This window comes from Streptomyces marinisediminis (assembly GCF_026262575.1).
Lineage (GTDB): Bacteria > Actinomycetota > Actinomycetes > Streptomycetales > Streptomycetaceae > Streptomyces > Streptomyces marinisediminis.
Window position 1 is genome coordinate 79,456 of sequence record NZ_JAPKFL010000014.1, and the last position, 26,474, is coordinate 105,929.

Sequence of the window (26,474 nt, forward strand, 5' to 3'; positions counted from 1 at the left end):
CCAGACTACTGCCGGGTCCGGCCGCCCGAGGTCGGCACCCAGTAGCGGAGCTTCTCCGCACGGCGGTCCTCGAAGACGCCCCCGCAGCGCTCGATCACCGTGCGTGACGCGGCGTTGTCGTGGTCGCAGGTGACCAGGACGGGGTCGAAGCCCAGCTCGGCCGCGTGCGGGAGCACCGCGCGCAGCATCGCGGTGGCGTGTCCGCGGCGGCGGGCGGAGGGCCGCACGTCGTAGCCGACGGAGCCGCCCCAGTCCAGCAGGCGCTGGGTGAGCTCGTGCCGCACGGAGATGCGGCCGAGGTAGACCGCGCCGTCCACCCACCACCAGGTGGTGGTCGGCACGTGACCGGGCGGGCGCGCGGTGCGGGGCGCCGCGTCGGCGCGCACGGCGCTGACGTAGGCGGCGAACCCCTCCGGCTCGTGCCAGCGCGGACCGTAGGTGCGCAGGTCGCGGCCGACCATCGACCCGTCGTCCGGACCGCCGCGCCCCTCCTCGACCAGCTCCCGCATCGCGCCGAGGAAGGAGGCGTGCACCGCGGTGGTGGGCAGGACCAGCTCGGGCATCGGGAAGGCTACTTCACGACCGTCAGGGGCAGGAGCTTCTTGCCGGTGGGGCCGATCTGGATCTCGGTGTCGAGCTGGGGGCAGACGCCGCAGTCGAAGCACGGGGTCCAGCGGCAGTCCTCGACCTCGGTCTCGTCGAGGGCGTCCTGCCAGTCCTCCCACAGCCAGTCCTTGTCGAGCCCGGAGTCCAGGTGGTCCCAGGGCAGGACCTCCTCGTAGCCGCGCTCGCGGGTGGTGTACCAGTCCACGTCGACGCCGTGGGCGGTCAGCGCCTTGTCGGCGCAGTCCATCCACAGGTCGTAGCTGAAGTACTCGCGCCACCCGTCGAAGCGGCCGCCGGCCTCGTAGACGGCGCGGATGACGTCGCCCACCCGGCGGTCACCGCGCGAGAGCAGGCCCTCCACGATGCCGGGCTTGCCGTCGTGGTAGCGGAAGCCGATGGAGCGGCCGTACTTCTTGTCGCCGCGGATGCGCTCGCGCAGCTTCTCCAGGCGGGCGTCGGTCTCCTCCGGGGAGAGCTGCGGGGCCCACTGGAACGGGGTGTGCGGCTTGGGCACGAAGCCGCCGATGGACACGGTGCAGCGGATGTCGCCCGAGCCGGAGACCTCGCGGCCCTTGGCGATGACCCGGGTGGCCATGTCCGCGATCTGGAGCACGTCCTCGTCGGTCTCGGTGGGCAGGCCGCACATGAAGTACAGCTTCACCTGCCGCCAGCCGTTGCCGTAGGCGGTGGCCACCGTGCGGATCAGGTCCTCTTCGGAGACCATCTTGTTGATGACCTTGCGGATGCGCTCGCTGCCGCCCTCCGGCGCGAACGTCAGGCCGGAGCGGCGGCCGTTGCGGGTCAGCTCGTTGGCCAGGTCGATGTTGAAGGCGTCGACGCGGGTGGAGGGCAGCGAGAGGCCGATCTTGTCCTCCTCGTACCGGTCGGCCAGCCCCTTGGCGACGTCGGCGATCTCGCTGTGGTCGGCCGAGGAGAGGGACAGCAGGCCGACCTCCTCGAAGCCGGTGTTCTTCAGGCCCTTGTCCACCATCTCGCCGATGCCGGTGATGGAGCGCTCGCGCACCGGCCGGGTGATCATGCCGGCCTGGCAGAAGCGGCAGCCGCGGGTGCAGCCGCGGAAGATCTCCACGGACATCCGCTCGTGCACCGTCTCGGCCAGCGGCACCAGCGGCTGCTTGGGGTACGGCCACTCGTCCAGGTCCATCACGGTGTGCTTGGACACCCGCCACGGCACCCCGGAGCGGTTGGGCACGACGCGCGCGATCCGGCCGTCGGCCAGGTACTCGACGTCGTAGAAGCGCGGCACGTAGACGCCGCCGGTGCGCGCCAGGCGGAACAGCAGCTCCTCGCGGCCCCCGGGGCGGCCCTCGGCCTTCCAGGCGCGGACGATCTCGGTGATCTCCAGCACGGCCTGCTCGCCGTCGCCGACGACCGCGCAGTCCACGAAGTCGGCGATGGGCTCGGGGTTGAACGCGGCGTGCCCGCCGGCGATGACCACGGGGTGGTCCTCGGTGCGGTCGGCCGCGTCCAGCGGGATGCCGGCGAGGTCCAGCGCGGTGAGCAGGTTGGTGTAGCCCAGTTCGGTGGAGAAGGAGACGCCGAAGAGGTCGAACGCGCCGACGGGCCGGTGCGCGTCCACGGTGAACTGGGGCACCCGGTGCTCGCGCATCAGCTCCTCCAGGTCCGGCCACACGCTGTAGGTGCGCTCGGCCAGGACGCCCTCGCGCTCGTTGAGCACTTCGTAGAGGATCATGACGCCCTGGTTGGGCAGCCCCACCTCGTATGCGTCCGGGTACATCAGCGCCCAGCGCACGTCCGTGTCGTCCCACTCCTTGACGGTGGAGTTCAGCTCACCGCCGACGTACTGGATCGGCTTCTGGACGTGCGGAAGCAGGGCCTCCAGGCGCGGGAAGACCGACTCGACAGGCATGGCAGGTGTCCTCGGGGATACGTCGGTGGCGGGTCTGCGGAGCGGCCGCTGCGGGCCTGATCCTCCAGCGTACCGGTCCTGGCGGCGGCCCACCGCCGGGCCGGGGCTCACGCCGAGAGCGGACGCTGTATGCGCACCGACTGCAACAGGCCGATGGCGATCCAGACGGCGAACATCGACGTGCCGCCGTAGGAGACGAACGGCAGGGGCAGGCCGGCGACGGGCATGATGCCCAGCGACATGCCGATGTTCTCGAAGGACTGGAACGCGAACCAGGCGACGACGCCGGCGGCGATGATCGTGCTGTAGAGGTCGGTGGCCTCCCGGGCGATGCGGCAGGCCCGCCACAGCACGACGCCCAGCAGGAGCAGGATGAGCGAGCCGCCGACGAAGCCCAGCTCCTCGCCCGCGACGGTGAAGATGAAGTCCGTCTGCTGCTCGGGGACGAACTGGCCGGTGGTCTGCGAGCCCTGGAACAGCCCGGTGCCGAACAGGCCGCCCGAGCCGATCGCGATGCGGGCCTGGTTGGTGTTGTAGCCCACGCCGGAGGGATCGAGCGCCGGGTTGGCGAACGCGGCGAAGCGGTTGAGCTGGTACTGGTCGAGCAGGCCGAACGCCCACACCGCGACGGCGCCCGCCGCACCGGCCAGCACCAGTCCGAGCACCCAGCGGTTGGCCGCGCCGGAGGCGAGCAGCACGCCGAGGATGATCACCGCGCACACCATGACCTGGCCGAGATCCCCGACCACGGCGACCGGCAGCGCGGCCAGCGCGAGCGCCTGCGCGACGGTCCGGTGGTCGGGGTGCTCGCGGTCCCCGGCGTCCACCTTGGCCGAGAGCAGCACGGCCATGCCGATGATGATCGTGACCTTGATGAACTCCGACGGCTGGATCTGCAGGCCGGGGGCCACGTTGAGCCAGGCCCGCTCGCCGTTGATGGTGGCGCCCAGCGGCGTGTAGACGAGGCCGATGAGGACCAGGGCGAGGACGTAGAGCAGCGGCATCACCGAGCGCAGCCGCTGGTGGCCCACCCACACGACGGCGACGGCGAGCGCGATGCCGATAACGGCGTTCAGCGCGTGCTTGAACAGGTACTGGTCGGGGTCGCCGCCGGTGAGCTCGGTGCGGTTGCGGGTGGCGGACCACACCAGGAGCGCGCCGAGCCCGGACAGGGCGAGCGGCGTGAGCATCAGCGTCCAGTCCAGGCGGCGGGCGAGGGAGTCGCGCGCCGTCAGGCGGGCCCACAGGCTCTTGCGCGCCCCGTAGGCGCTGCTGTCGAAGGAATGGACGCTCATGTCAGCCGAACTCCGCGTCCCGCCACGCCGTGACGACCTCGGGGCGGGCGGGGGCGGCCTCGATGGTCCCGTCGGGGTTGATCTTCGGCAGCGCCTCCCGCGGCTCGGGCAGCAGCGCCCGGTCGCGGTCGATCTCCCCGCCCTCGCCGACGCCGTAGAGCGCGTCGTAGATGTTGCGCACGGCCGGGCCGGAGGCGCCGGAGCCGGTGCCGGCCTGGGAGATCGTCATGACGACGGTGTAGTCCTCGGTGTAGGTGGCCAGCCAGGAGGTGGTCTGCTTGCCGTACACCTGCGCGGTGCCGGTCTTGGCGCGCAGGGGGATCTCCTCGTGCGGCCAGTCGGTGAAGCGCCAGGCGGCCGTGCCGTCGGTGGCCACGGACCGGAGGGCCTGGTCGATCTGCCGGATCGTCTTGTCGTCGGCGGGCAGCTCGCCGTGCGCGGACGGCTTGATCTCCTCGATCCGGCGCCCGTCGGGGCTGATGACCGCCTTGCCGATGGTGGGGTCGTAGAGCGTGCCCCCGTTGCTGATGGCGGCGTATCCGGTGGCCATCTGGATCGGGGTGACCAGCAGGTCGCCCTGGCCGATGGCGTAGATGATGCTGTCACCGGCGCGCAGCTTCATGCCCTCCAGGCAGTTCTCGCGGGCCAGCTTGGCCACGTAGGCGCTGGGCCCGTCCTCCCCGTCGCCGGCCTTGGCGGCCTCGGCCGTCTTGCACCAGCTCTCCTTGTTGGCCTCCCAGTACTCCCGCTTCCACTGGCGGTCGGGCACCCGTCCGGTGACCTCGTTGGGCAGGTCGATGCCGGTGCGCTCGCCGAGCCCGAACTTCCGGGCGGCCTGGTACAGATGCTCGTCGGCCTCGCCCTTGTCCGGGTCGAGTCCGCCGTCCTTCTGCCACTCCTGGTGGCCCAGGCGGTAGAAGACGGTGTTGCACGAGTACTTCAGGGCGTCCCCGAGCGTGATGGGGCCGTGCCCGGTGGACTCGAAGTTCTTGAAGCTGTGGCTGCCCAGGCTGTAGGAGCTGGAGCAGTTGTAGGTGTTGTCGAAGGCGTAGCCGGCGTTGACGGCGCCCATGCTGGAGACGACCTTGAAGATCGAACCGGGCGCCGCCTGGCCCTGGATGGCCCGGTTGAGCAGCGGGTAGTTGGAGTTCTCGCCGGTGAGTTCGGCGTACTGCTCGCTGTCGATGCCGCCGACCCACACGTTGGGGTCGTAGTCGGGCAGGGAGGCCATGGCCACGATGCGCCCGGTCTTGGACTCCATGACGACGGCCGCGCCGGCGTCGGCCTCGTAGGGGCGGCCGGTGATCTGGTCGACCTGCTGGCGCGCCGTCTTCATGGCCAGGTCGAGCTGCTTCTCGACGACGGCCTGCACCCCGGCGTCGATGCTGGTGACCAGGGACGACCCGGCCACGGGCTCGTCGGACTCGGCCATGCCCAGGACCCGGCCCAGCTTGTCGACCTCGTAGCGCAGGACGCCCGCGTCGCCGCGCAGGGCGGTGTCGTAGGTGCGCTCGATGCCGGAGCGGCCGATCTGGTCGGAGCGCAGCAGCGGGGAGTCGGTGTCCTTGGCCTCCTGCACCTCGGCGTCGGTCACCGGGGAGAGGTAGCCGAGCACCTGCGAGGTGACGGCGCCGTAGGGGGCCGGGTAGTACCGCACGGCCTCGGGCTCGGCGGTGATGCCGGGGAAGTCCTCGGCGCGCTCGCGGATGGTGAGGGCCTGCTGGGTGGTGGCCTCGTCGCTGATCGGGATGGGCTGGTAGGGGGAGCCGTTCCAGCACGGCTGCGGGGTCTCGGCGTCGCACAGCCGGATCTTGTGGGCGACCTCCTCCTCGGTCATGCCCAGCACCTGGGCGACGCGGGCGAGCACGGCCTCGCCGTCGTCGTCCATCTTCATCAGCTCGGTGCGGCTGGCGGAGACCACGAGGCGGGTCTCGCTGTCGGCGATGGGCACGCCCCGCGCGTCGTAGACGGTGCCGCGCGGCGCGGGCTGCACGACCTGCTGGACGTGGTTGCCCGCGGCCTCCTCCTGGTACTCGTCGCCGTTGCGGATCTGCAGGTACCACAGCCGTCCGCCGAGGGTGAGCAGCAGCGAGAAGACGAGGATCTGGATGCCGATCAGCCGGATGGTGACGCGTGAGGTGCGTCCGGTCTCCGGAATGTTGCTCATGGTGCCCCTCCCGTCACAGCCGCTTGACGCCCTTGATGCGGCCTGCCTTGTTCCGCGCGGTGCGGCCCAGCAGCCCGCCCCCGCCGGTGCCGCCGGTGGACGCCGACGCCCACCGGCCGCCGCCGGCCCAGCCCGCGGCGCCGCGCCGGCCCGGCCGGCCGCCGCGGCCCCGGGAGAAGGCGCCCGCCAGCGGCCCGAAGCCGGCGTCGGCACCCGCCGGTGCGCCGGCGCCGCCGGGCGCCTCGGCCAGCGGGTCGGGGTCGGCGCGGCGGGCGAGGGCCATGATGAACGGCACGGTGAACGGGGCCAGCAGCAGGTCGTACAGCGTCGCGGTGAGCAGCAGGCTGCCCAGGCCCACGTGCCGGGCGGCGCCGTCCCCCACCAGGGCGCCCACGCCCGCGTACAGCAGCGTGGAGCTGAGCGCGGCACCGGCGACGACGAGCATGGGCACGGTGGCGCTGCGGTGCCGTCCGGTCTCGGGCCTGGTGAGTCCGGCGGCGTAGCCGATCAGGCAGAGCACGAGCGCGTACCGGCCCACGGCGTGGTCCGCGGGCGGCGCGAGGTCGGCCAGCAGCCCGGCGGCGAAGCCGATGAGCGCCCCGCTGGTGTGGCCGTAGACCAGGGCGAGCGCCAGGACCGTCAGCAGCAGCAGGTCCGGCGTGGCGCCGGGGAGCTGGAGCCGGGCGAGGACGGCGACCTGGACGGTGAGGGCGACGATCAGGAGCGTGGTGGAGAGCAGCACACGGTTGAAGCGCATGGGTCAGTCCGTCCCGGGGTCGAGGGCGTCGGCTCCGGCCACTTCTTCGGTCTCCCGGCCCAGCTCGTCCGGTGCGGGCGGGGCTCCGGGGGCGCGGGGGCCGTCCGGGACGCGGGGGCCGTCGGGGACGCGGGGGCCGTCGGGCGCGCCGGGGGTGAGTTCGTCCTCCTGGCCGCCCTGGCCCTCCAGGCCCTCGCCCCGCTCCAGCGGCCGGCCGTCCGGTCCGACGGTGACGGTCACGGTGGGCGTCGGCTCGGCCCCCGGCTTGTCCGGCAGCACGGTGTCGCGCGGGTTCTCGCGCGGCGGCTGGACGACGACGCCGACGATGTCCAGCCGGCTGAAGCCGACGTAGGGCTCGACCCGCACGGTGCGGGTGAGGTTTCCGGTGGCCGGCGGGACCTCGGCCACCTCGCCGATGGGCACGCCCGGCACGAAGGGCTTGTCGTTGCTGGAGCCGAAGGTGACCAGGCGGTCGCCCTTCTTCACCTCGGCCTTGGTGTTGAGCAGTTCGACGGTCAGCCAACTGTCGCCGCGGCCGGTGGCGAAGCCGAGTTCGTCGCTGCCCTCCATGCGGGTGCCGACGGTGAAGTCCGGGTCGGTGGCCAGCAGCACGGTGGAGGTGCTGGACCCGACGGTGGTGACCCGGCCGACGAGTCCGTCGCCGTTGAGCACGGTCATGTCGCGCTGGACGCCGTCGCGTGCGCCGACGTCGATGGTGATCGTCCAGGAGAAGCCCTGGGCGGCGCCGATCGCGACGACCTGGGCCCCCTTGACGCCGTACTGGCCGGCGGCGGCCGTGCGCAGGAGCTTGTCGAGCTGGGCGTCGCGCGAGGAGCGCCGCTCGTCGGAGCCCAGGCGGGTGCGCAGCTCGGCGTTCTCCCGCTCCAGCGCGGCCAGGCGGTCGTGCCGGTCCCCGGAGGAGCGGACCGCCGAGACGGCGTTGCCCACCGGGTCGACGGCGCCCGCCACGGCGTTCTCCACCGGTCCGAACACCGACGCGGCGCCCTCGCGCGCGGTGTCCAGCGGCGAGTCCTCACCGCTTCTGATGTCCACCGTGATCAGTGCGAACGCGACGGCCACCAGCAGGACGAGCAGCAGCCGGCTTTCTCGGGAGTCCCTCACGTGCGCGCGCCGTGCCTTCCCCTAGGTCGGAACCGTGTCTTTACTACGGACCTTCAGCTCTTCGCGGCGGCTTGTCCACCGCTGTGGGCCGAACGGAGCCCCGCGGCGCGGGGTCCGTCCGGTGTCCGCGCCTCACCTGCGCGGCTGGGCGTCCAGCACCTGCTGGAGCGCCTCGAACTCCTCGACGCACTTGCCGGAGCCGAGCGCCACCGAGTCCAGCGGGTCCTCGGCGATGTGGATGGGCATGCCGGTCTCCTGGCGCAGCCGCTCGTCCAGGCCGCGCAGCAGGGCGCCGCCGCCTGTGAGGACGATGCCGCGGTCCATCACGTCGCCGGAGAGCTCGGGCGGGCACTTGTCGAGCGTGGTCTTCACGGCGTCGACGATCGAGTTGACCGGCTCCTCGATGGCCTTGCGCACCTCGGCGGCGGAGATCACGACCGTCTTGGGCAGCCCGCTGACCAGGTCCCGGCCGCGGATCTCGGTGTGCTCGTCCTGCTCCAAGTCGTAGGCGGAGCCGATGGTGATCTTGATGGACTCGGCGGAGCGCTCGCCCAGGAGCAGGCTGTACTCCTTCTTGACGTGCTGGATGATCGCGTTGTCCAGCTCGTCCCCGGCCACCCGGATCGACTGGGCGGTGACGATGCCGCCGAGCGAGATGACGGCGACCTCGGTGGTGCCGCCGCCGATATCGACGACCATGTTCCCGGTGGCCTCGTGCACGGGCAGGCCCGAGCCGATCGCGGCGGCCATCGGCTCCTCGATGATGTGCACCTGCCGGGCGCCCGCCTGGGTGGACGCCTCGATGACGGCCCGCCGCTCCACCCCGGTGATGCCGGAGGGCACGCAGACGACGACGCGGGGCCGGGCCAGATAGCGGCGGCGGTGCACCTTCAGGATGAAGTAGCGCAGCATCCGCTCCGTGATCTCGAAGTCGGCGATCACACCGTCCTTCAGGGGGCGCACGGCGACGATGTTGCCGGGCGTTCGCCCGATCATCTTCTTGGCCTCGGCGCCCACCGCGAGAATTCCGCCGGTGTTGGTGTTGATGGCGACGACCGACGGTTCGTTGAGGACAATTCCCCGCCCTCTGACGTACACCAGCGTATTCGCGGTCCCGAGGTCGATCGCCATGTCCCGGCCGATGAACGACATGTTGTTCGCCATGAGGATACGTCTGGCCTTCCAGCAGGAGCAGATGTGGAGCAGAGAGGGCAGGGCGCGCTGCGGATCGCGGAGAGCCTCCGGAAGCCACCATCGTAGTCGCGTTCGCCCGCACCCGGGGTATGGGTCGCTTGCGCCATTGTGGTGGCAGCCGGCACCGGTCCTGCCTCTGGAGACGACGCGTCCGGGTGATTCGTTCCCGGAACGCGTCGCGTGTCCTCTTCTTTACTTGACGCGGCGTCAGGCGTGCCGCGGAAAGAAGATCTTCAGCTCGCGCTCGGCGGATTCGACCGAATCCGACGCGTGAATGAGGTTCTCCCGGACCACGGTTCCGAAGTCCCCCCGAATGGAGCCGGGTGCGGCCTGGACGGGGTCGGTCGGCCCGGCCAGCGCCCGCACGCCCTCGATGACCCGCTCGCCCTCCACGACCAGGACGGCCGACGGCCCGGAGGACATGAACTCCAGCAGCGGCGGGTAGAACGGCCGGCCCTCGTGCTCCGCGTAGTGCTGCTCCAGCGTCGACCGGTCCAGGGTGCGCAGCTCCAGCGCGGTGATCGTCCAGCCCGCCTTCGCTTCGATGCGGCCGATGATCTCGCCCATCAGTCCACGCCGGACCGCGTCGGGCTTGAGGAGGACGAGGGTGCGCTGGCTCATGGGGGCGGCTCCTTGCGGGGTCCGGGCGACTGACCCGCCCGAGGCTACCGCCACGCGCCCCACGGGCCGACGCCGACCCGTGGCTCCACCGGGCCTCCTACCGCGCTCCCCCGCCACGGCCGCGCCCCGCCGCCCCCGCCGGGCCGCCCCCGTGCGGGGCGCACCGGCGGGCCCTGAGCCAACTCGCCGCCCCGGGCGGGCCGCAGGCGTCCGGGCCCGTCCGCCGCACGGCGCGGGAGCGGCCCGCCGCGCCGTGCGCCCCCCGCCCGGCGAGGCCCCGGTGCGCGCCGCGGCCGGGCGGGACGCGCCGGCCGCCGGCTAGCCGCGCGCGGCGGCCCGGGCGGCGTCGACCTTGCGGCCGTAGTGCAGCGACGTCCACCACAGCAGCGCGAAGACCGCGCCCAGGAAGAACATCGTGGGCACGACGAAACCGGCGGCGACGAGGCCGAGTTGCAGGGCCCACCCGAGCTGGACGCCGCCGGGGCGGCCGAGCAGGCCGCACACCACCAGGCACAGGGCCATGGCGGCACCCGAGACGACCCAGACGGCGGTGGCGGAGTGGTCGGTCAGCCGCAGGGCCACCAGGGCGGCGAGCCCGATGACGAAGAACTCGCCGATCAGCGTGGAGGCGCACAGCGTGCGCATCAGCGGTCCCTGCCCAGCAGCAGCCGCGCCTCCCCGACGGTGACCACCGAGCCCGTCACCAGCACCCCGGCGCCCGCGTACTCGTGCTCCTCTTCGGCCAGCGTGATCGCCACCTCCAGCGCGTCGTCCAGCCGCGGTTCGACCTGGACCCGCTCCTCCCCGAACACCTCGACGGCGAGGGCGGCCAGGGCGTCGACGTCCATCGCGCGCGGGGTGGAGTTGCGCGTGACGACGATCTCGGCGAGCACCGGCTCCAGCGCTTCGAGCACCCCGCGCACGTCCTTGTCCCCGCTGGGGCCCACGACGCCGACCAGGCGGCTGAAGCCGAACGCCTCCGAGACCGCCGTCGCGGTGGCCTGGGCGCCGGCGGGGTTGTGCGCGGCGTCCAGCAGGACCGAGGGACTGCTGCGCACCAGCTCCAGACGGCCGGGCGAGGTCACCGCGGCGAAGGCGGTGCGCACGGCGTCGATGTCCAGGGTGCGGCCGGGCTCGGCGCCGACGCCGAAGAACGCCTCGACGGCCGCCAGCGCCACCGCGGCGTTGTGCGCCATGTGGGCGCCGTGCAGCGGCAGGAAGAGGTCCGGGTACTCGCCACCGAGCCCGCGCAGCGTGAGGAGCTGCCCGCCGACGGCGACCTCCCGCCGGACGACGCCGAACTCCAGCCCCTCGCGGGCCACCGTGGCGCCCACCTCGGCGGCGTGGTTCAGCAGCACGGAGGCGGCGTCCACCGGCTGCTGGGCCAGCACGACGGTCGCGCCCGGCTTGATGACGCCCGCCTTCTCGCGGGCGATCTCGGCGGGGGTGCCGCCCAGCCGGTCGGTGTGGTCCAGCGCGATCGGGGTGACGACGGAGACGCCCGCGTCGATGACGTTGGTGGCGTCCCAGGTGCCGCCCAGGCCGACCTCGACGACGGCGACCTCCACCGGCGCGTCCGCGAAGGCCGCGTACGCCATCCCGGTGAGCGCCTCGAAGAAGGACAGCCGGTGCTCCTGCGCCGCGTCGACCAGGTCGAGGAACGGCTTGATGTCCTCGTAGGCGCGGATGAAGGTCTCGGGGGGCAGCGGCAGCCCGTCCACGCTGACGCGCTCGGTCATCGACTGCACGTGCGGGCTGCTGTAGCGCCCGGTGCGCAGCTCGAAGGCGCGCAGCAGGGCGTCGATCATGCGGGCGGTGCTGGTCTTGCCGTTGGTGCCGGTGATGTGCACGGACTGGAAGGAGCGCTGCGGCTCCCCGAGCAGGTCCATCAGCGCGCGCACGCGGTCCAGGGTGGGGTCCAGGCGCGTCTCGGGCCAGCGGTCGAGGAGGGCCTGCTCGACGTCGCGCAGGGCCCGGTCGACCTCCGGGTCGGCGGGCCGCGCGGGCACCTCCAGCGCGGCGTCGGCGGTGAGCGGTCCGGCCTGGGTGCGCAGGGTGCGGCTGCCGGCCTCGATCACCGCGAGGTCGGGGTCGCGCCGCGCCTCCTGGCCCACGATCGCGTCGAACTCCTCGTGCTCCGCGGGCTCCTCGCGGTCCGCGTCCCTGGGGGACGGGTCGAAGCCGTGCGGGTCGTCGGGGCCGGGGCCGGGGGTGCTGGGGGTCTCGCTCACGCGGGCCAGTCTACGGAGGCCGGCGCGGAACCACGCGGGGTGCCCGCCCCGGAGCGATCGCGGTGGTCCGGCCGTGCCACACTCATGCCCATGCGCGTCTACCTGGGCTCGGATCACGCGGGCTACGAACTGAAGAACCACCTGGTGGAGTGGCTGAAGGAGGCCGGGCACGAGCCCGTCGACTGCGGCCCGCACCTGTACGACGCCGCCGACGACTACCCGCCGTTCTGCCTGCGCGCCGCCGAGGGCGCCGCCGGGGACCCGGACGCCCTGGGCATCGTGGTGGGCGGTTCGGGCAACGGCGAGCAGATCGCGGCCAACAAGGTCAGGGGCGTGCGCGCGGTGCTGGCCTGGAGCGAGCAGACGGCGGCGCTGGGGCGCGAGCACAACGACGCGAACGTGATCAGCATCGGGGCCCGGATGCACTCCACCGAGGAGGCCACCCGCTTCGTGGAGACCTTCCTGGCGACCCCGTTCTCCGGCGACGCCCGGCACCAGCGCCGCATCGACCAGCTCGGCGGCTACGAGGAGACGCGGGAGCTGCCGCCCGTCCCCGCGCACCACCCGCAGCAGGGCTGACGGCCGCCCGCCGATGCCCGAAGGCCACACGATCCACCGGTTGGCCGCCGCCTACCGCGAGCGGTTCGGCGGCGGCCCGGTGCGGGCCAGCAGCCCGCAGGGCACCTTCGCCGACGGCGCGGCCCTGCTGGACGGGCGGTGGCTGACCACGGCGGAGGCCGTCGGCAAGCACCTGTTCCTGGGGTTCCTGGGGCCCCCGGGGCCCCAGGGGTCTCGGGAGGGTCGGGCACCCGGGCCGGGCGTCGGCTGGGTGCACATCCACCTCGGCCTGTTCGGGAAGGTGTACTTCGGCGCGCCGGGGGACGCCGACGACCCCCCGGCGCCCACCGTGCGGCTGCGGCTGGCGGGCGAGCGCGGCCACGCCGACCTGCGCGGACCCACCCGGTGCGCCCTGGTCACCGACGCGGACAAGGCCGCCGTCGCCGCGCGGCTCGGCCCCGACCCGCTGCGCCCGGACGCCGACCCGGAGCGGGCGTGGGCGCGGATAGCGCGCAGCCGCACCGCCATCGCCGCGCTGCTGCTGGACCAGAAGGTGGTCTCGGGCGTCGGCAACGTCTACCGGGCGGAAGTGCTGTTCCGGCACGGCGTCGACCCGTACCGGCCCGGCCGGGAACTGACCCGGGCGCAGTGGCGGGCGCTGTGGGAGGACCTGGTGGAGCTGATGCCCCACGGCGTGCGCTCGGGCCGCATCGACACCGTGCGCCCCGAGCACACCCCCGAGGCGATGGGCCGGCCGCCGCGCGTGGACGACCACGGCGGCGAGGTGTACGTCTACCGGCGGGCGGACCGGCCGTGCCACGTGTGCGCCGCCCGGGTGCGCACCGCCGAGCTGGCGGGCCGCAACCTGTTCTGGTGCCCGGCCTGCCAGCGGGGCTGACCGCGGCCGCTCCGGTGGCGGCCGGCCGCTCCGGCGGGCCGCCACCCCCTCGCGCGCCCCGCGCGCGCCGTCAGAATCAGAACCCGTGCGGCAGCCACGGGGCGCGGGACGCGGAGAACGCCGTGGAGGCCGCCTCCAGCGCGCCGGCGCGCAGCTCCCGCACCCGGCCGGCCGCGGCCAGCGCGTACAGCGGCTCGCCGCCGAGGTAGGCCGAGCCCAGCTCGCGCACCGTCAGCGCCAGGTCCGCCGGAGCGTCGGTGCGCTCGCACACCGCCCCCGCGGTGTCGCCCGCCAGCCGCCAGCGGCCGGTGTTCCAGGGGCAGAAGTCGTCGCCGACGTCGAGCACCACGTCCACCGGGCGCGCGTAGGAGCGGGCCGCGAGCGCGGCGCCCACGTCGACCGGGCGCAGGTACAGCCCGTCGCGCAGGCGGCGGTTGCAGCGGCGCGGGTCGGAGACGAGGTACTGCCACGGGTCGTCCAGCGGCCGCGCGCCGGTCTCGATCCGCGAGGTGAGGTCGATGCCCGCCAGGAAGCGCCACAGCGCGGCGTCGGCGGCCGGGTCGAGCGCCTCCAGGTCGCGCACGTTGACGGTGCCCCGCGGGCCCGCGTCGTCCCAGTCGGGCGTGACGGAGTAGCGGGCGTACCCGACCAGCTCGCCGTCGCGCTCGGCCAGCACGCACATCAGGGGCGAGGCGCCCTTGCGCCCGCTCTCCGGGTCGGCGATCTGGTCCTCGGCCCAGGTGTGCGAGATCCGCTCCAGCCTGCCCGGGCGTGTCGGCACCAGGCGGGCGTAGAGCTCCTCGCACCGCGCCAGCGACTTCGCCGGGTCCGCCCAGCGGACCCGCACGTCGTCGGTGCCCGGCGGCGTCCGCAGTTCCACGCGGTCGGTGTCCACCGTGGCGCGCAGCTCCTGGGTGGCGACGCCGTAGCCGAACCGTCCGTAGATCGCGGGCTCGGAGGCCGTCAGCACGGCCAGCGGCTCACCGGCCTCGTGGACGGCGTCGAGCTGGCGCCGCATCATCGACCTGAGCACGCCCCGGCGCCGGTGGGTGGCCGCGACGCTCACCAGCGTCAGCCCCGCGGCGGGGACGAGGGCGCCCCCGGGCACCGTCACGCGGAAGGAGAAGGTGCTCGCGGTGCCCACGATCTCCGTGCCGTCCACCGCGGCGATCCCGCGTTCGAACTCCACCAGGCTCCGCCACCTGGCCTCTTCAGCCGGCTCCTCGGGCACACCGCCGAAGGCGCGGATGACCGCGCCGTACCAGGAGTCCCAGTCCTCGGAGCGCAACCCGCGCAGCTCAATCGTCATACCTCATGACTATCAAGTCGACGGGCACGGGGCATCCGGTTTTCGAACGGGGACGCTTCGGACACAGGTGGGAATCGACGCGGCGGCGAGCACCCGGATAGGGTCCCCGACCATGGCAGGTCACACCGGTTCGACGGGCGAGTCGGCCCGGCCGCACCGCGGTCGGAAGGCGTGGCACCGGACTCGGCTGCGACTGCGCCGCTCGGGCGTCGACTCCTTCCGCGGCCACGGCTCCGACTGGGCCGTCTTCGGCGTCCTGCTGCTGGCCGTGGCCGTCTTCGCCTGGGGCACGCTGGCCCTGCCCCTGTGGGTGGCACCGGAGGCGCTGGTCCTCCCCGTCATCGCCGGCGGGCTGCTGCTGCGCCCGGCGCGGCTGCTGACCCTGTACGCGGCGTCCGCCCTCGCGCTGGTGGTCGAGTCCCTGGCGCTCGGCCCCTACACCGCGGGCGCGGGACGCGTCACGCCCGGCACCGTGCTCGTCGTGGCCGCGGTAAGCCTGGCCGGGCTGCTGATCGCCCAGTTCCGCATGCGGGTGGGCGTGCCGTGGATGCGCGGCGGGACCATGCTGTTCGACCTGCGCGAGCGGCTCGGCGTGCAGAGCAAGCTGCCGGAACTGCCGCGCCGCTGGCACCGCGAGATGTCCCTGCGCCCGGCGGGCGGCCAGTCCTTCTCCGGCGACTTCGTGGTGGCCGCCCGCACCGGCCCCGAGCGCCGCACGCTGGAGGTCGTGCTCACCGACGTCTCCGGCAAGGGCATGGACGCCGCCTCCCGGGCCCTGCTGCTGTCCGGCGCGTTCGGCGGCCTGCTCGGCTCGCTGCCCGCCCCGGCCTTCCTGCCCGCGGCCAACGCCTACCTGCTGCGCCAGGACTGGGACGAGGGCTTCGCCACCTCCGTGCACCTCGTCCTGGACCTGGACACCGGGGACTTCGAGCTGATGTCGGCCGGCCACCTGCCGGCGGTGCAGCGCTGCTCGGGCACCGGCACGTGGCAGCGGCACGCCGCCGACGGCCCGCTGCTGGGCGTCCTGGACGGCGCCGAGTTCCACCCCGTCAAGGGCCGGCTGCGCCGCGGCGACGTGCTGATGCTGTTCACCGACGGGCTGGTGGAGGCCGCCGACCGGGAGCTGGACGCCGGGATCGACCGGCTCACCGGGGTCGCCGACACCTACGTCGCCACCGGCTTCCGCGGCACCGCGTGGCACCTGATCGAACAGGTGGCCCCCGACGTCAACGACGACCGCGCCCTGCTGATCCTCTGCCGCGACTGACCGGCGCCCGGCGCGCGGGAATCCGGGCCCGGCCCGCAGGTCACCCGGGCCGGACGGCGGCGTCGTCGCGGCGGAAGGCCCAGTCCATCCTCGGCTCGACCACGGGGCGGAAGAGGCGGCGCACCGGCCGCGTGCACAGCCCCGTCATCACGCCCGCCGCGATCAGGGTGATGACGACGCGGCCGAGCGTGGAGTCCGCACCGGGCAGGTCGTACCAGTCGTACTCGCGGGCGAGGTGGATCGGGTAGACGTGCAGCAGGTAGGCGAAGACCGTGCCCGCGCCCAGCGAGGTGAACCAGGTGGTCCGGCGCGGGGTCAGCGCCAGCAGCGCCGCCGTCATGGCCAGCGCGCAGCCGAAGGTGGCCAGCGTCATCACCGGCCCCACCCAGCCCGGCACGCCCATCTCCTGCGCGGCGTCCTGCCGCAGCAGCCAGGTGTGGTTCATGCGCGGCAGCGCCCAGTAGCCGAACGCCAGCGCGCCGAGCAGCACCGGCACGGCCGCGATCCGGGCCGCGCGGTGCCGCAGCAGCTCGAAGTGGTCCGGGCGGAGGTGGAGGCCGAGCACGAAGAACGGCAGGAACTGCAGCACCCGCATGAGGTCGATCTCGCTGCCGATGCCCGGGGTGGCGCTGGCCGCCATGGCGACCCCTATGGCGACGGGCAGCGGCCAGCGCAGCGCCTTCCACACCGGCGTGGTCAGCCGCCAGACGAACAGCGCGATCAGGAACCACAGGGCGTAGCTGGGGGTGAACAGGGACAGCTCGCGCTGGGGGTTGTCGATGAGCCGCATGAACAGCGTGAACGTGATCTCGAAGACGACGTAGGGCACGAGCAGGCCCGTGACCAGGCGCCGGATCTGCGCGGGCCGGCCCTCGAAGCCGCGCGAGAGGTATCCCGAGACGAGGATGAACGCCGGCATGTGGAAGGCGTAGGTCGCCAGGTACAGCGCCCCGGCCGTGTCGCTGTCCGGCACCATCGGCGCCCAGGTGTGCCCGAGGCCGACCAGCAGGATCGTCAGGTACTTGACGTTGTCCAGGAACGGGTCGCGCTCCTGGCCGCCACGACCGGCCGCGGTGGCCGAGCCGCGCGCGGAGGCGGTGGGCGCCTCGGGCGGGGAGGTGGGGGGACTCGCCGCGAGCGTCTCTTGGCGGATGGGTGGGGGGGCCGTCCGGCCGTTACCAGCGTGAGACATTCTCCGGACTCTAAGCCGGAAGGAAGACAGACGTAAACCAGCGCCGCGGCGTTGCCTCAGATCACGAGAATTCTTCACCTCGTGTCCGCATCGAGACCACACCGGGGGTGAAATGCCCGCTCTGCCCGCAAAAGCACCCACCGCTTTGGCCCGGCGGGCCGAGGGCCGCCCCGTGCGTCCGGGCGGAGGGGACGACCCCGCCCACCGCGGCGCCGCGGCGCCGCCCGCCCGGCGCGGTACGCCGACGGAGTGTCAGCGGTCTCCTGTCCTCACCCGGTTGGTGGCACGATGGGCACGATGGGAGAGCCGCGGAGGGGATGGCCTCGTCAGACGGCCAGCCCTCATACCGGTGGCGAGGCGTTCCGACCGAAGGTGTGATCTGTTGTGGCCATTTCGCTGTCTGTGGTGCTGTTGCTCGCGATCATCCTGGTGGTGATGATTCGGAGCGGCTCCATCAAGGCGGGCCCGGCGATCGTCGCCGCGCTCTTCGGCTTCTTCCTCGCCTCCAGCGGAATGGCCCCGACGATCCAGAACTTCCTGGACTCGGTGGCCAGCTCCCTGAACTCCATCAGCCTGTGAGCGACGTCCCGCGCGGGCGCACGGGCCCGGCGGAGCACGCCGGGCCGGTGGCCGGGTGCGGGACGACGGCGCCGGCCAGGGCGCGAGGGGCGAACCTCGACGGCCTGGCCGGCGGAGTGCGGAGCGGGCGACGGGAATCGAACCCGCGTAGCCAGTTTGGAAGACTGGGGCTCTACCATTGAGCTACGCCCGCGAGCGCCCCACCGATCGCGGCCGGTCCCGGTCACCTGAACCGGTCACCGACCGGAGTGCGGCACGCAGTGCATCGTACGGCATGTACCCTACGTGTCGCACCGGCGGGGTGTGGCGCAGCTTGGTAGCGCGTCCGCTTTGGGAGCGGAAGGTCGTCGGTTCGAATCCGGCCACCCCGACCACGTACCATGAAGGCGCGCGTGCCTGTGTCGTGTCCGTGTATTCCGATCGCATACGGGGCGCCCCCGTCCGCGGACCCACCGTCCGCGGGCAACGTCTCATTGACGTTTATCCGAGCAGTCAGCCCCAAGGAGACCGACCGTGAAGAGCGCCGTGGAGAACCTGAACCCGACCCGGGTTCGGCTCACTGTCGAGGTGCCCTTCGAGGAGCTCAAGCCCAGCCTCGACGCGGCGTACAAGAAGATCAACCAGCAGGTGCAGGTGCCCGGCTTCCGCAAGGGCAAGGTTCCGGCCCGCGTCATCGACCAGCGTTTCGGCCGTGGCGCCGTGCTGGAGGAGGCCGTCAACGACGCCCTGCCGAAGCTGTACCAGAGCGCCGTCGAGGAGGGTGACCTCAACCCGCTCGGCCAGCCCGAGGTGGACATCACCGAGCTGAAGGACAACGAGCTGCTGGCGTTCACCGCCGAGGTCGACGTCCGCCCGGAGATCGAGATCCCCGACTACTCCGGCATCGAGGTCACCGTCGACGCCGTCGAGGTCACCGACGAGGACGTGGACCAGGCCGTGGAGCAGCTCCGCGAGCGCTTCGCGTCCACCACCCCGGTCGAGCGGGCCGCCGCCGAGGGCGACGTCGTCAAGATCGACCTGGAGGCCCGGGTCGACGGCGAGGTCCTGCCCGACGGCGTGGCCGAGGGCGTGGACTACACGATCGGTTCCGGCGAGCTGCTGGAGGGCATCGACGAGGCGGTCACCGGCCTGGAGGCCGGCGGCACCGCCACCTTCACCTCCACCCTCAAGGGCGGCTCCGCGGCCGGCCAGGAGGCCGAGGTCAAGGTGACCGTGCAGACCGTCTCGGCCCGTGAACTGCCCGAGCTGGACGACGACTTCGCCCAGCTCGCCAGCCAGTTCGACACCATCGGCGAGGTGCGCGAGGACAGCCGCAAGCGGCTGGCCCAGGGCAAGAAGTACGAACAGGCCACCGAGGCCCAGCAGAAGGTGCTGGACGAGCTGATCGGTCTGGTCGAGGTCCCGATCCCCGAGAAGCTGCTCGAGGACGAGATCAACACCCGCAAGCACAACCTGGTCAACCACCAGCTCGGCCAGATGGGCATGGACCTCGCGACGTACCTGCAGATGCAGGACAAGACCGAGGAGTCCTTCGACGCCGAGCTCCGCGAGCAGGCGGAGAAGGGCATCCGCACCCAGTTCGTGCTCGACGAGCTGGTGGCCAAGGAGAAGCTCAACGTCAGCCAGGAGGAGCTCACCGAGCACCTCATGCGGCGTGCGCAGTCCTCCGGTATGAGCCCCGACCAGTTCGCGCAGGCCGTCGTCGAGGGCGGCCAGGTGCCGATGCTGGTGGGCGAGGTCGCCCGCGGCAAGGCGCTGGCGCTGGTCGTGGAGTCCGTCACCGTCAAGGACAGCAACGGCGAGACCGTGGAGCTGGACGAGGAGGACGAGACGGCCGAGACCGTCGAGGCCGCCGCGGAGACCGAGGACCAGGCCGGGACCGACGCCGCCGAGGGTGCGGCCGAGAGTGCTTCCGCCGAGGGCGGGAGCGAGAACAAGAACGAGGCCTGAGCCCCACCGCGGGCCGGGTATCGGACGGGTCCGCACGCGATCAGCGTGCGGGCCCGTTCGCGTACGGCGCAACGATCGCCCCACACCCCGCGCGACCTGCCTAAACGCTCCCTGCGCTCACAGCGAACAGGTCTGGGACCGGGATGGCGGGGCAGGGCCCGCGCGTTAGGGTCCATGTACGAACGCTAGCGACGGCCATGCAGAGCCCACACCGCGGCTCAGCCGTCAGGACACGAGCAGGGTGGACACGTGACGCTTCCGATGCCTTCCGCCGCCGGCGAGCCCAACAACTTCGGTGGCGGCCTCGGCGACCAGGTCTACAACCGGCTGCTCAACGAGCGGATCATCTTCCTCGGCCAGCCGGTGGACGACGACATCGCCAACAAGATCACCGCACAGTTGCTGCTGCTCGCCGCGGACCCGGACAAGGACATCTACCTCTACATCAACAGCCCCGGCGGTTCGATCACGGCGGGCATGGCGATCTACGACACCATGCAGTACATCAAGAACGACGTGGTGACGATCGCGATGGGCCTGGCCGCCTCCATGGGGCAGTTCCTGCTGAGCGCCGGCACCCCGGGCAAGCGCTTCGCGCTCCCGAACGCCGAGATCCTGATCCACCAGCCCTCGGCCGGACTCGCCGGCTCGGCCTCGGACATCAAGATCCACGCCGAGCAGCTCCTGCGCACCAAGAAGAAGATGGCCCAGCTCTCGGCCCAGCACACCGGGCAGACGGTCGAGCAGTGGAACCGGGACGCCGACCGGGACCGCTGGTTCAGCGCCGAGGAGGCCCGGGACTACGGCCTGCTGGACGGCGTCATCGGCTCGGCGGCCGACATCCCCGGTGGCGGCGGCACGGGCGCCTGAGCCCCGCACAGCGCCCCCACGCAGCCCCGCAGCCAGCTCTCACAGGACACCAGGAACGGTGGTCACCCCAATGAACAACTACCCCGGAAACGGCCTGTACGAGCGCTCCGACGCGCGCTTCACCGGGCCGGCCCCCGAGGCCCGCTACGTCGTGCCGCGCTTCGTGGAGCGCACCTCGCAGGGCGTGCGTGAGTACGACCCGTACGCGAAGCTCTTCGAGGAGCGGGTGATCTTCCTCGGCGTGCAGATCGACGACGCCTCGGCCAACGACGTCATGGCGCAGCTCCTGTGCCTGGAGTCGATCGACCCGGACCGCGACATCTCGATCTACATCAACTCCCCCGGCGGGTCCTTCACCGCCCTGACGGCCATCTACGACACGATGCAGTTCGTCAAGCCGGACGTGCAGACGGTGTGCATGGGCCAGGCGGCGTCCGCGGCGGCCGTGCTGCTGGCGGCCGGCACGCCCGGCAAGCGGATGGCGCTGCCCAACGCGCGCATCCTGATCCACCAGCCCTACAGCGAGACCGGGCGCGGCCAGGTCTCGGACCTGGAGATCGCCGCGAACGAGATCCAGCGGATGCGCACGCAGCTCGAGGAGATGCTCTCCACGCACTCCACGAAGCCGATCGACCAGATCCGCGACGACATCGAGCGGGACAAGATCCTCACCGCGGAGGAGGCGCTGGCGTACGGTCTGGTCGACCAGATCGTGTCCACGCGCAAGGGCTCCGTCGCGGTCTGACCAACGGGCTCCGCGCCCCCCTCGCGTCGATTCCGGCCGAGGGGGGCCCACGCGAAGGTCTAGGCAAGGTACCTTCGGAGAGCAAGGACCAGGCACCGTCGGGGCCCCGGCGGTGACAGGCGAAGGGGAAGCACCTCGTGGCACGCATCGGTGATGGCGGCGACCTGCTCAAGTGCTCGTTCTGCGGCAAGAGCCAGAAGCAGGTGAAGAAGCTCATCGCGGGCCCGGGGGTCTACATCTGCGACGAGTGCATCGACCTCTGCAACGAGATCATCGAGGAGGAGCTCGCCGAGTCCTCCGAGGTGCGTTGGGACGAACTGCCCAAGCCGCGCGAGATCTACGAGTTCCTCGAGGGCTACGTGGTCGGCCAGGAGGCCGCCAAGAAGGCGCTCTCGGTCGCCGTCTACAACCACTACAAGCGGGTGCAGGCCGGGGAGAACGGCGGCCAGGGCAAGGACGACGGCATCGAGCTGGCCAAGTCCAACATCCTGCTCCTCGGCCCGACCGGCTCCGGCAAGACGCTGCTGGCGCAGACCCTCGCCCGCATGCTCAACGTCCCCTTCGCCCTGGCCGACGCCACCGCGCTCACGGAGGCCGGGTACGTCGGCGAGGACGTGGAGAACATCCTGCTGAAGCTGATCCAGGCGGCCGACTACGACGTGCGCAAGGCCGAGACGGGCATCATCTACATCGACGAGATCGACAAGGTGGCGCGCAAGAGCGAGAACCCGTCGATCACGCGCGACGTCTCCGGCGAGGGCGTGCAGCAGGCGCTGCTGAAGATCCTGGAGGGCACCACGGCCTCCGTGCCGCCACAGGGCGGCCGCAAGCACCCGCACCAGGAGTTCATCCAGATCGACACGACGAACGTGCTGTTCATCGTGGGCGGCGCGTTCGCCGGCCTGGAGAAGATCATCGAGTCCCGGGCGGGCGCGAAGGGCATCGGCTTCGGCGCGACGATCCGCTCCAAGCGCGAGCTGGACGCCGCCAACCACTTCGAGGAGGTCATGCCGGAGGACCTGGTGAAGTTCGGGATGATCCCGGAGTTCATCGGCCGTCTGCCGGTGATCACCTCGGTGCACAACCTCGACCGCGAGGCGCTGCTGAAGATCCTCGTGGAGCCGCGCAACGCGCTGATCAAGCAGTACCAGCGGCTGTTCGAACTGGACGGCGTGGAGCTGGACTTCGACCGCCCGGCGCTGGAGGCCATCGCCGACCAGGCCATCCTGCGCGGCACCGGCGCGCGCGGCCTGCGCGCGATCATGGAGGAGGTGCTGATGTCGGTGATGTACGAGGTCCCCTCCCGCAAGGACGTGGCCCGCGTCGTCATCACCGCCGACGTCGTGCACTCCAACGTCAACCCCACGCTGGTGCCGCGCTCGCGCGGCAACGAGGCCGGGCCGACGGAGAAGTCGGCGTAGGGCGCGCCCCGCGCCCGGCGCGACGCCGGTGGGCCCGACGCGCGACGCGTCGGGCCCACCGGCGTTCTGGTGGCGCCGCCCCTCACTCGGCGGGGACGCGGGCCTGCTCCCGGAAGTCGGCGGTGAGCTGGGCGCCGTCCTCCACGGTGGTCGACTCGCCGCTCATCGCCAGCGGCAGGAGCATCCCCATGGTGCTGTGATCGGCCCAGAAGCAGATGGGGGTCTCCATCTCCGGCTGCCCGGCGCCGCCGGTGAACTTCACGGCCTGGCACTGCATGACCGCGCCCTCGAAGCCCTCCGGGGAGACCGACTGCGGCTGGCCGACCAGTTCGCTGTCGTCGCTGTCCGCGTTCTTGTCGTGGTCGGCGCGCATCTGCGCGAAGAAGGCGTCGACGGCGCCCTCCGGGTCGTCCAGGTTCCCGTAGGCCCCGCCGAACCAGGCGACCTTCAGGCTCTCGAACGCGCCCGGGTCGGCCATGGCGTCGGGGTCGTCGGCGTCCAGGGTGCTGTAGGAGGCGTCGAGCCGCTCGGCGTTCTCCATGCCGACGGCCTTCAGGGAGGCGTCGAAGTCCTCCTGCTCGGTGGGGCTGTCCGTGTTGCCCTCCTGGAGCATGAACTCGCCGACCTCCTGCGGGGCGACCAGCTTGTGCGGGCCGTCGTCGGCGATGTCGGAGCCGGACCCGCCCGAGAGCAGGACGACGCCGGCGATCACGGCGCCGACCACGGCGACGGCGCCGACCGACAGGCCGATGACCTTCCCCTTGCCGCCCTTGCCGCCCTGGCCGGCCGGCGGCGGGGGCACGTAGCCGCCGGGCTGCTGCGGCGCGCCGTAGGGCGGCTGGCCGCCGGCCCCGCCCGGCTGGCCGGGGTAGCCGTACCCCGGCTGGCCCGGGGGCTGCTGCTGCGGGTGGCCGTAGCCGGGCTGCCCGGCGGGCGGCTGCGGCGCTCCGTAGGGCCCGGGCTGCGGGGGCTGCTGCCCGTAGGGGCCGGGCGGCGGCTGGTTCTGGCTCATGGTCGTCCCTCCCTGAAGCATGCGCGGCGCATGCGCTGACGCGGTCCGTACATCCTGTCGGACGGTCACCGTGAGCGCCGCACCCGGCCCCCAAACCGGTTCGAGACCACGACGGGGGCCGCCGTACACTGACCCGCGTGACCGACACTCAGCACGGCCCCCGGGGCCCGCACAGCGCACCTGCCGACCTGCCGACCCAGTACGCGCCGGCCGAGGTAGAGGGACCGCTGTACGAGCGCTGGGTGGAGCGCGGTTACTTCGAGGCGGACGCCGAGAGCGCCAAGCCGCCGTACGCGATCGTCATCCCGCCGCCGAACGTCACCGGGAGCCTGCACCTTGGCCACGCGTTCGAGCACACGCTGATCGACGCGCTCACCCGGCGCAAGCGCATGCAGGGCTACGAGGCCCTGTGGCAGCCGGGCATGGACCACGCGGGCATCGCCACGCAGAACGTGGTCGAGCGCGAGCTGGCCAAGGAGGGCACGTCGCGGCACGACCTGGGGCGCGAGGCGTTCACCGAGCGCGTGTGGCGGTGGAAGGCGGAGTCCGGCGGCCAGATCTCCGGGCAGATGCGCCGGCTGGGCGACGGCGTCGCCTGGTCGCGCGAGCGGTTCACCATGGACGAGGGCCTGTCCCGGGCCGTCCAGACCATCTTCAAGCGGCTCTACGACGACGGTCTGATCTACCGCGCCGAGCGCATCATCAACTGGTGCCCGCGCTGCCTGACGGCGCTCTCGGACATCGAGGTGGAGTACGCCGAGCAGGACGGCGAGCTGGTCTCGGTGCGCTACGGCGAGGGCGAGGACAGCCTCGTCGTCGCCACGACGCGCGCCGAGACGATGCTCGGCGACACGGCCGTCGCCGTCCACCCCGACGACGAGCGCTACCGGCACCTGGTGGGGCGGACGGTCAAGCTGCCGCTGACGGACCGCGCCATCCCCGTCGTCGCCGACGAGCACGTGGACCCGGAGTTCGGCACCGGCGCCGTGAAGGTGACGCCGGCGCACGACCCCAACGACTTCGAGATCGGCCGGCGGCACGGCCTGCCGGCGCTGGCGGTGATGGACGAGCACGCGGTCATCACCGCGCACGGCCCGTTCCAGGGGCTGGACCGGCTGGAGGCGCGCTCGGCCGTCGTGGGGGCGCTGCGCGCCGAGGGCCGGATCGTCGCGGAGAAGCGTCCGTACCCGCACTCGGTGGGCCACTGCTCGCGGTGCAAGACGACGATCGAGCCGCGGCTGTCCCTCCAGTGGTGGGTCAAGGTCGGCCCGCTGGCGCAAGCGGCCGGGGACGCCGTGCGCGACGGCGAGGTGACCATCCACCCCAAGGAGATGGAGACCCGGTACTTCGGCTGGGTCGACAACCTGCACGACTGGTGCATCTCGCGGCAGTTGTGGTGGGGCCACCGCATCCCGGTGTGGTATGGGCCGGACGGCGAGACGGTGTGCGTCGGGCCCGACGAGGAGCCGCCGTCCGGCGAGGGCTGGCACCAGGAGACCGACGTCCTGGACACCTGGTTCTCCTCGGGCCTGTGGCCGTTCTCCACGCTGGGGTGGCCGGAGCGCACCGAGAGCCTGGAGAAGTTCTACCCGAACGCCGTGCTGGTCACCGGGTACGACATCCTCTTCTTCTGGGTCGCCCGGATGATGATGTTCGGCCTGTACGCGATGGACGGCACGCCGCCGTTCCGCACCATCGCGCTGCACGGCATGGTGCGCGACCAGTTCGGCAAGAAGATGTCGAAGTCCTTCGGCAACGCCGTCAACCCGCTGGACTGGATGGACGCCTACGGGTCGGACGCGCTGCGCTTCACCCTCGCGCGCGGCGCCAACCCCGGGGTGGACGTGCCGATCGGCGAGGACTGGGTGCAGGCCTCGCGCAACTTCTGCAACAAGGTCTGGAACGCGACCCGCTTCGCGCTGATGAACGGCGCGACCGTCCAGGGGCCGCTGCCGGACCCGGCGGAGATGTCGGCGGCCGACCGGTGGATCCTGTCCCGGTTGAACACCGTCGTCGCCCAGACCGACGCGCTCTACGACGACTACCAGTTCGCCAAGGTCTCCGACACCCTGTACCACTTCGCGTGGGACGAGGTGTTCGACTGGTACGTCGAGCTGTCCAAGACGACGTTCGCGGCCGGGGGCCGGGCGGCCGAGGTGTCGGGGCGCGTCCTGGGCGAAGTGCTCGACGTGGTGCTGCGCCTGCTGCACCCGGTCGTCCCCTTCGTCACCGACACGCTGTGGACGACGCTGACCGGCGGCGAGTCGCTGGTGATCGCCTCCTGGCCGGCCGACAGCGGCTTCCGGGACGCGGCCGCCGAGCGGGAGATCGGCACGCTCCAGGAGGCGGTCACCGAGGTGCGCCGGTTCCGTGCCGACCAGGGGCTGCAGCCGGGGCAGCGCGTCCCCGCGCACCTGGAGCTCGCCGGCACGCCGCTGGCGGCGCACGAGGAGGCCATCCGCGCCCTGCTGCGCCTGGAGCCCGCCGGGGCGGAGTTCTCGGCCACCGCCTCGCTGCCGGTGGCCGGGGCGAAGGTGGCGCTGGACCTCTCCGGCGCGATCGACTTCGCGGCCGAGCACCGGCGGCTGACCAAGGACCTCCAGGCGGCCCGCAAGGAGCTGACCCAGACCACGGCGAAGCTGGGCAACGAGGCGTTTCTCGCCAAGGCACCCGACCACGTGGTGGAGAAGATCCGCGCCCGGCGGGCCACGGCCGAGGCGGACATCGCCCGCATCGAGGCCCAGTTGGAGAACCTGCCGCGGGGCTGACCCGCACGCGAAGGGGCCCGT

The 26,474-nt window shown here is 72.4% G+C and carries 22 protein-coding genes and 2 tRNA genes; 10 read left to right on the forward strand and 14 right to left on the reverse strand.

Annotation, left to right across the window (positions count from 1 at the left end; translation table 11 throughout):
- Positions 1-5: 5 nt before the first annotated feature.
- The 10 genes from OSB71_RS13570 to folC form a co-directional block, all read right to left on the reverse strand.
- Positions 6-563 carry a GNAT family N-acetyltransferase gene (locus OSB71_RS13570; protein WP_265947967.1) on the reverse strand — a complete coding sequence of 186 codons (558 nt, stop codon included), beginning with the start codon at positions 561-563 and terminating at the stop codon, positions 6-8.
- Between the two features lie 8 nt (positions 564-571).
- Positions 572-2,497, reverse strand: a complete 1,926-nt coding sequence (locus OSB71_RS13575; RefSeq protein WP_265947968.1) for a TIGR03960 family B12-binding radical SAM protein — start codon at positions 2,495-2,497, stop codon at positions 572-574.
- Between the two features lie 107 nt (positions 2,498-2,604).
- A complete protein-coding gene (locus OSB71_RS13580; protein ID WP_265947969.1) occupies positions 2,605-3,792 on the reverse strand; it encodes an FtsW/RodA/SpoVE family cell cycle protein in 1,188 nt (395 codons plus the stop codon).
- Position 3,793: 1 nt separating this feature from the next.
- Complete coding sequence (mrdA, locus tag OSB71_RS13585; RefSeq protein WP_265947970.1) at positions 3,794-5,959, reverse strand: penicillin-binding protein 2; 2,166 nt, start codon at positions 5,957-5,959, stop codon at positions 3,794-3,796.
- A gap of 13 nt (positions 5,960-5,972) precedes the next feature.
- Positions 5,973-6,716, reverse strand: a complete 744-nt coding sequence (gene mreD / locus OSB71_RS13590) for a rod shape-determining protein MreD (protein ID WP_265947971.1) — start codon at positions 6,714-6,716, stop codon at positions 5,973-5,975.
- Positions 6,717-6,719: 3 nt separating this feature from the next.
- Complete coding sequence (mreC, locus tag OSB71_RS13595) at positions 6,720-7,838, reverse strand: rod shape-determining protein MreC (RefSeq protein WP_265947972.1); 1,119 nt, start codon at positions 7,836-7,838, stop codon at positions 6,720-6,722.
- A 132-nt stretch (positions 7,839-7,970) separates the two neighbouring features.
- Complete coding sequence (locus OSB71_RS13600; protein ID WP_265948074.1) at positions 7,971-8,990, reverse strand: rod shape-determining protein; 1,020 nt, start codon at positions 8,988-8,990, stop codon at positions 7,971-7,973.
- Positions 8,991-9,239: 249 nt separating this feature from the next.
- A complete protein-coding gene (gene ndk, locus OSB71_RS13605) occupies positions 9,240-9,653 on the reverse strand; it encodes a nucleoside-diphosphate kinase (protein ID WP_265947973.1) in 414 nt (137 codons plus the stop codon).
- Between the two features lie 318 nt (positions 9,654-9,971).
- Positions 9,972-10,298: a DUF4233 domain-containing protein gene (locus OSB71_RS13610; RefSeq protein ID WP_265947974.1), complete on the reverse strand. Its 327-nt coding sequence runs from the start codon at positions 10,296-10,298 to the stop codon at positions 9,972-9,974.
- Entirely contained in the window at positions 10,298-11,884 is a 1,587-nt protein-coding gene (folC, locus tag OSB71_RS13615) for a bifunctional tetrahydrofolate synthase/dihydrofolate synthase (protein ID WP_416237259.1), read from the reverse strand. Before folC ends, OSB71_RS13610 begins: the two co-directional genes overlap by 1 nt.
- A 90-nt stretch (positions 11,885-11,974) precedes the next feature.
- Here folC and OSB71_RS13620 point away from each other — a divergent pair, with 90 nt between their 5' ends.
- Complete coding sequence (locus OSB71_RS13620) at positions 11,975-12,463, forward strand: ribose-5-phosphate isomerase (RefSeq protein WP_265947975.1); 489 nt, start codon at positions 11,975-11,977, stop codon at positions 12,461-12,463.
- 13 nt (positions 12,464-12,476) lie between these two features.
- Complete coding sequence (locus tag OSB71_RS13625) at positions 12,477-13,340, forward strand: Fpg/Nei family DNA glycosylase (RefSeq protein WP_265947976.1); 864 nt, start codon at positions 12,477-12,479, stop codon at positions 13,338-13,340.
- 76 nt (positions 13,341-13,416) lie between these two features.
- Here the strand turns inward: OSB71_RS13625 and OSB71_RS13630 are convergent, their stop codons facing one another.
- Positions 13,417-14,649, reverse strand: a complete 1,233-nt coding sequence (locus OSB71_RS13630; RefSeq protein WP_265947977.1) for a GNAT family N-acetyltransferase — start codon at positions 14,647-14,649, stop codon at positions 13,417-13,419.
- Between the two features lie 112 nt (positions 14,650-14,761).
- Between OSB71_RS13630 and OSB71_RS13635 the strand changes: the two genes are divergently transcribed.
- Positions 14,762-15,916, forward strand: coding sequence for a PP2C family protein-serine/threonine phosphatase (locus tag OSB71_RS13635; protein ID WP_265947979.1), 1,155 nt, complete (start codon positions 14,762-14,764; stop codon positions 15,914-15,916).
- 40 nt (positions 15,917-15,956) lie between these two features.
- Here OSB71_RS13635 and OSB71_RS13640 read toward each other — a convergent pair whose 3' ends face one another.
- A complete protein-coding gene (locus OSB71_RS13640; protein ID WP_265947981.1) occupies positions 15,957-17,108 on the reverse strand; it encodes an acyltransferase family protein in 1,152 nt (383 codons plus the stop codon).
- A gap of 384 nt (positions 17,109-17,492) precedes the next feature.
- Between OSB71_RS13640 and OSB71_RS13645 the strand changes: the two genes are divergently transcribed.
- Positions 17,493-17,687, forward strand: coding sequence for a hypothetical protein (locus OSB71_RS13645; protein WP_265947983.1), 195 nt, complete (start codon positions 17,493-17,495; stop codon positions 17,685-17,687).
- A 122-nt stretch (positions 17,688-17,809) separates the two neighbouring features.
- Here OSB71_RS13645 and OSB71_RS13650 read toward each other — a convergent pair.
- Positions 17,810-17,880: transfer RNA gene (locus OSB71_RS13650), tRNA-Gly, on the reverse strand.
- Positions 17,881-17,984: 104 nt separating this feature from the next.
- On the opposite strand from OSB71_RS13650, the gene OSB71_RS13655 reads away from it, so the two are divergent.
- The 5 genes from OSB71_RS13655 (at position 17,985) to clpX (ending at position 22,673) form a co-directional block, all read left to right on the forward strand.
- Positions 17,985-18,061 (forward strand) — tRNA-Pro (locus OSB71_RS13655).
- A gap of 139 nt (positions 18,062-18,200) precedes the next feature.
- Entirely contained in the window at positions 18,201-19,637 is a 1,437-nt protein-coding gene (tig, locus tag OSB71_RS13660; protein WP_265947985.1) for a trigger factor, read from the forward strand.
- 261 nt (positions 19,638-19,898) lie between these two features.
- Positions 19,899-20,507 carry an ATP-dependent Clp protease proteolytic subunit gene (locus OSB71_RS13665; protein WP_265948077.1) on the forward strand — a complete coding sequence of 203 codons (609 nt, stop codon included), beginning with the start codon at positions 19,899-19,901 and terminating at the stop codon, positions 20,505-20,507.
- Between the two features lie 70 nt (positions 20,508-20,577).
- The gene (locus OSB71_RS13670) at positions 20,578-21,252 is read left to right on the forward strand and encodes an ATP-dependent Clp protease proteolytic subunit (RefSeq protein WP_265947987.1); all 675 of its coding nucleotides are present in this window, start codon (positions 20,578-20,580) and stop codon (positions 21,250-21,252) included.
- 137 nt (positions 21,253-21,389) lie between these two features.
- Positions 21,390-22,673 (forward strand): ATP-dependent Clp protease ATP-binding subunit ClpX, encoded by a 1,284-nt coding sequence (gene clpX, locus OSB71_RS13675; RefSeq protein WP_265947989.1) that lies wholly within the window; start codon positions 21,390-21,392, stop codon positions 22,671-22,673.
- 82 nt (positions 22,674-22,755) lie between these two features.
- Here the strand turns inward: clpX and OSB71_RS13680 are convergent, their stop codons facing one another.
- On the reverse strand, positions 22,756-23,685 hold the full coding sequence (locus tag OSB71_RS13680; protein ID WP_265947991.1) for a hypothetical protein: 930 nt from the start codon (positions 23,683-23,685) through the stop codon (positions 22,756-22,758).
- 137 nt (positions 23,686-23,822) lie between these two features.
- Between OSB71_RS13680 and OSB71_RS13685 the strand changes: the two genes are divergently transcribed.
- Positions 23,823-26,453 (forward strand): valine--tRNA ligase, encoded by a 2,631-nt coding sequence (locus tag OSB71_RS13685; protein WP_265947992.1) that lies wholly within the window; start codon positions 23,823-23,825, stop codon positions 26,451-26,453.
- Positions 26,454-26,474: the final 21 nt, after the last annotated feature.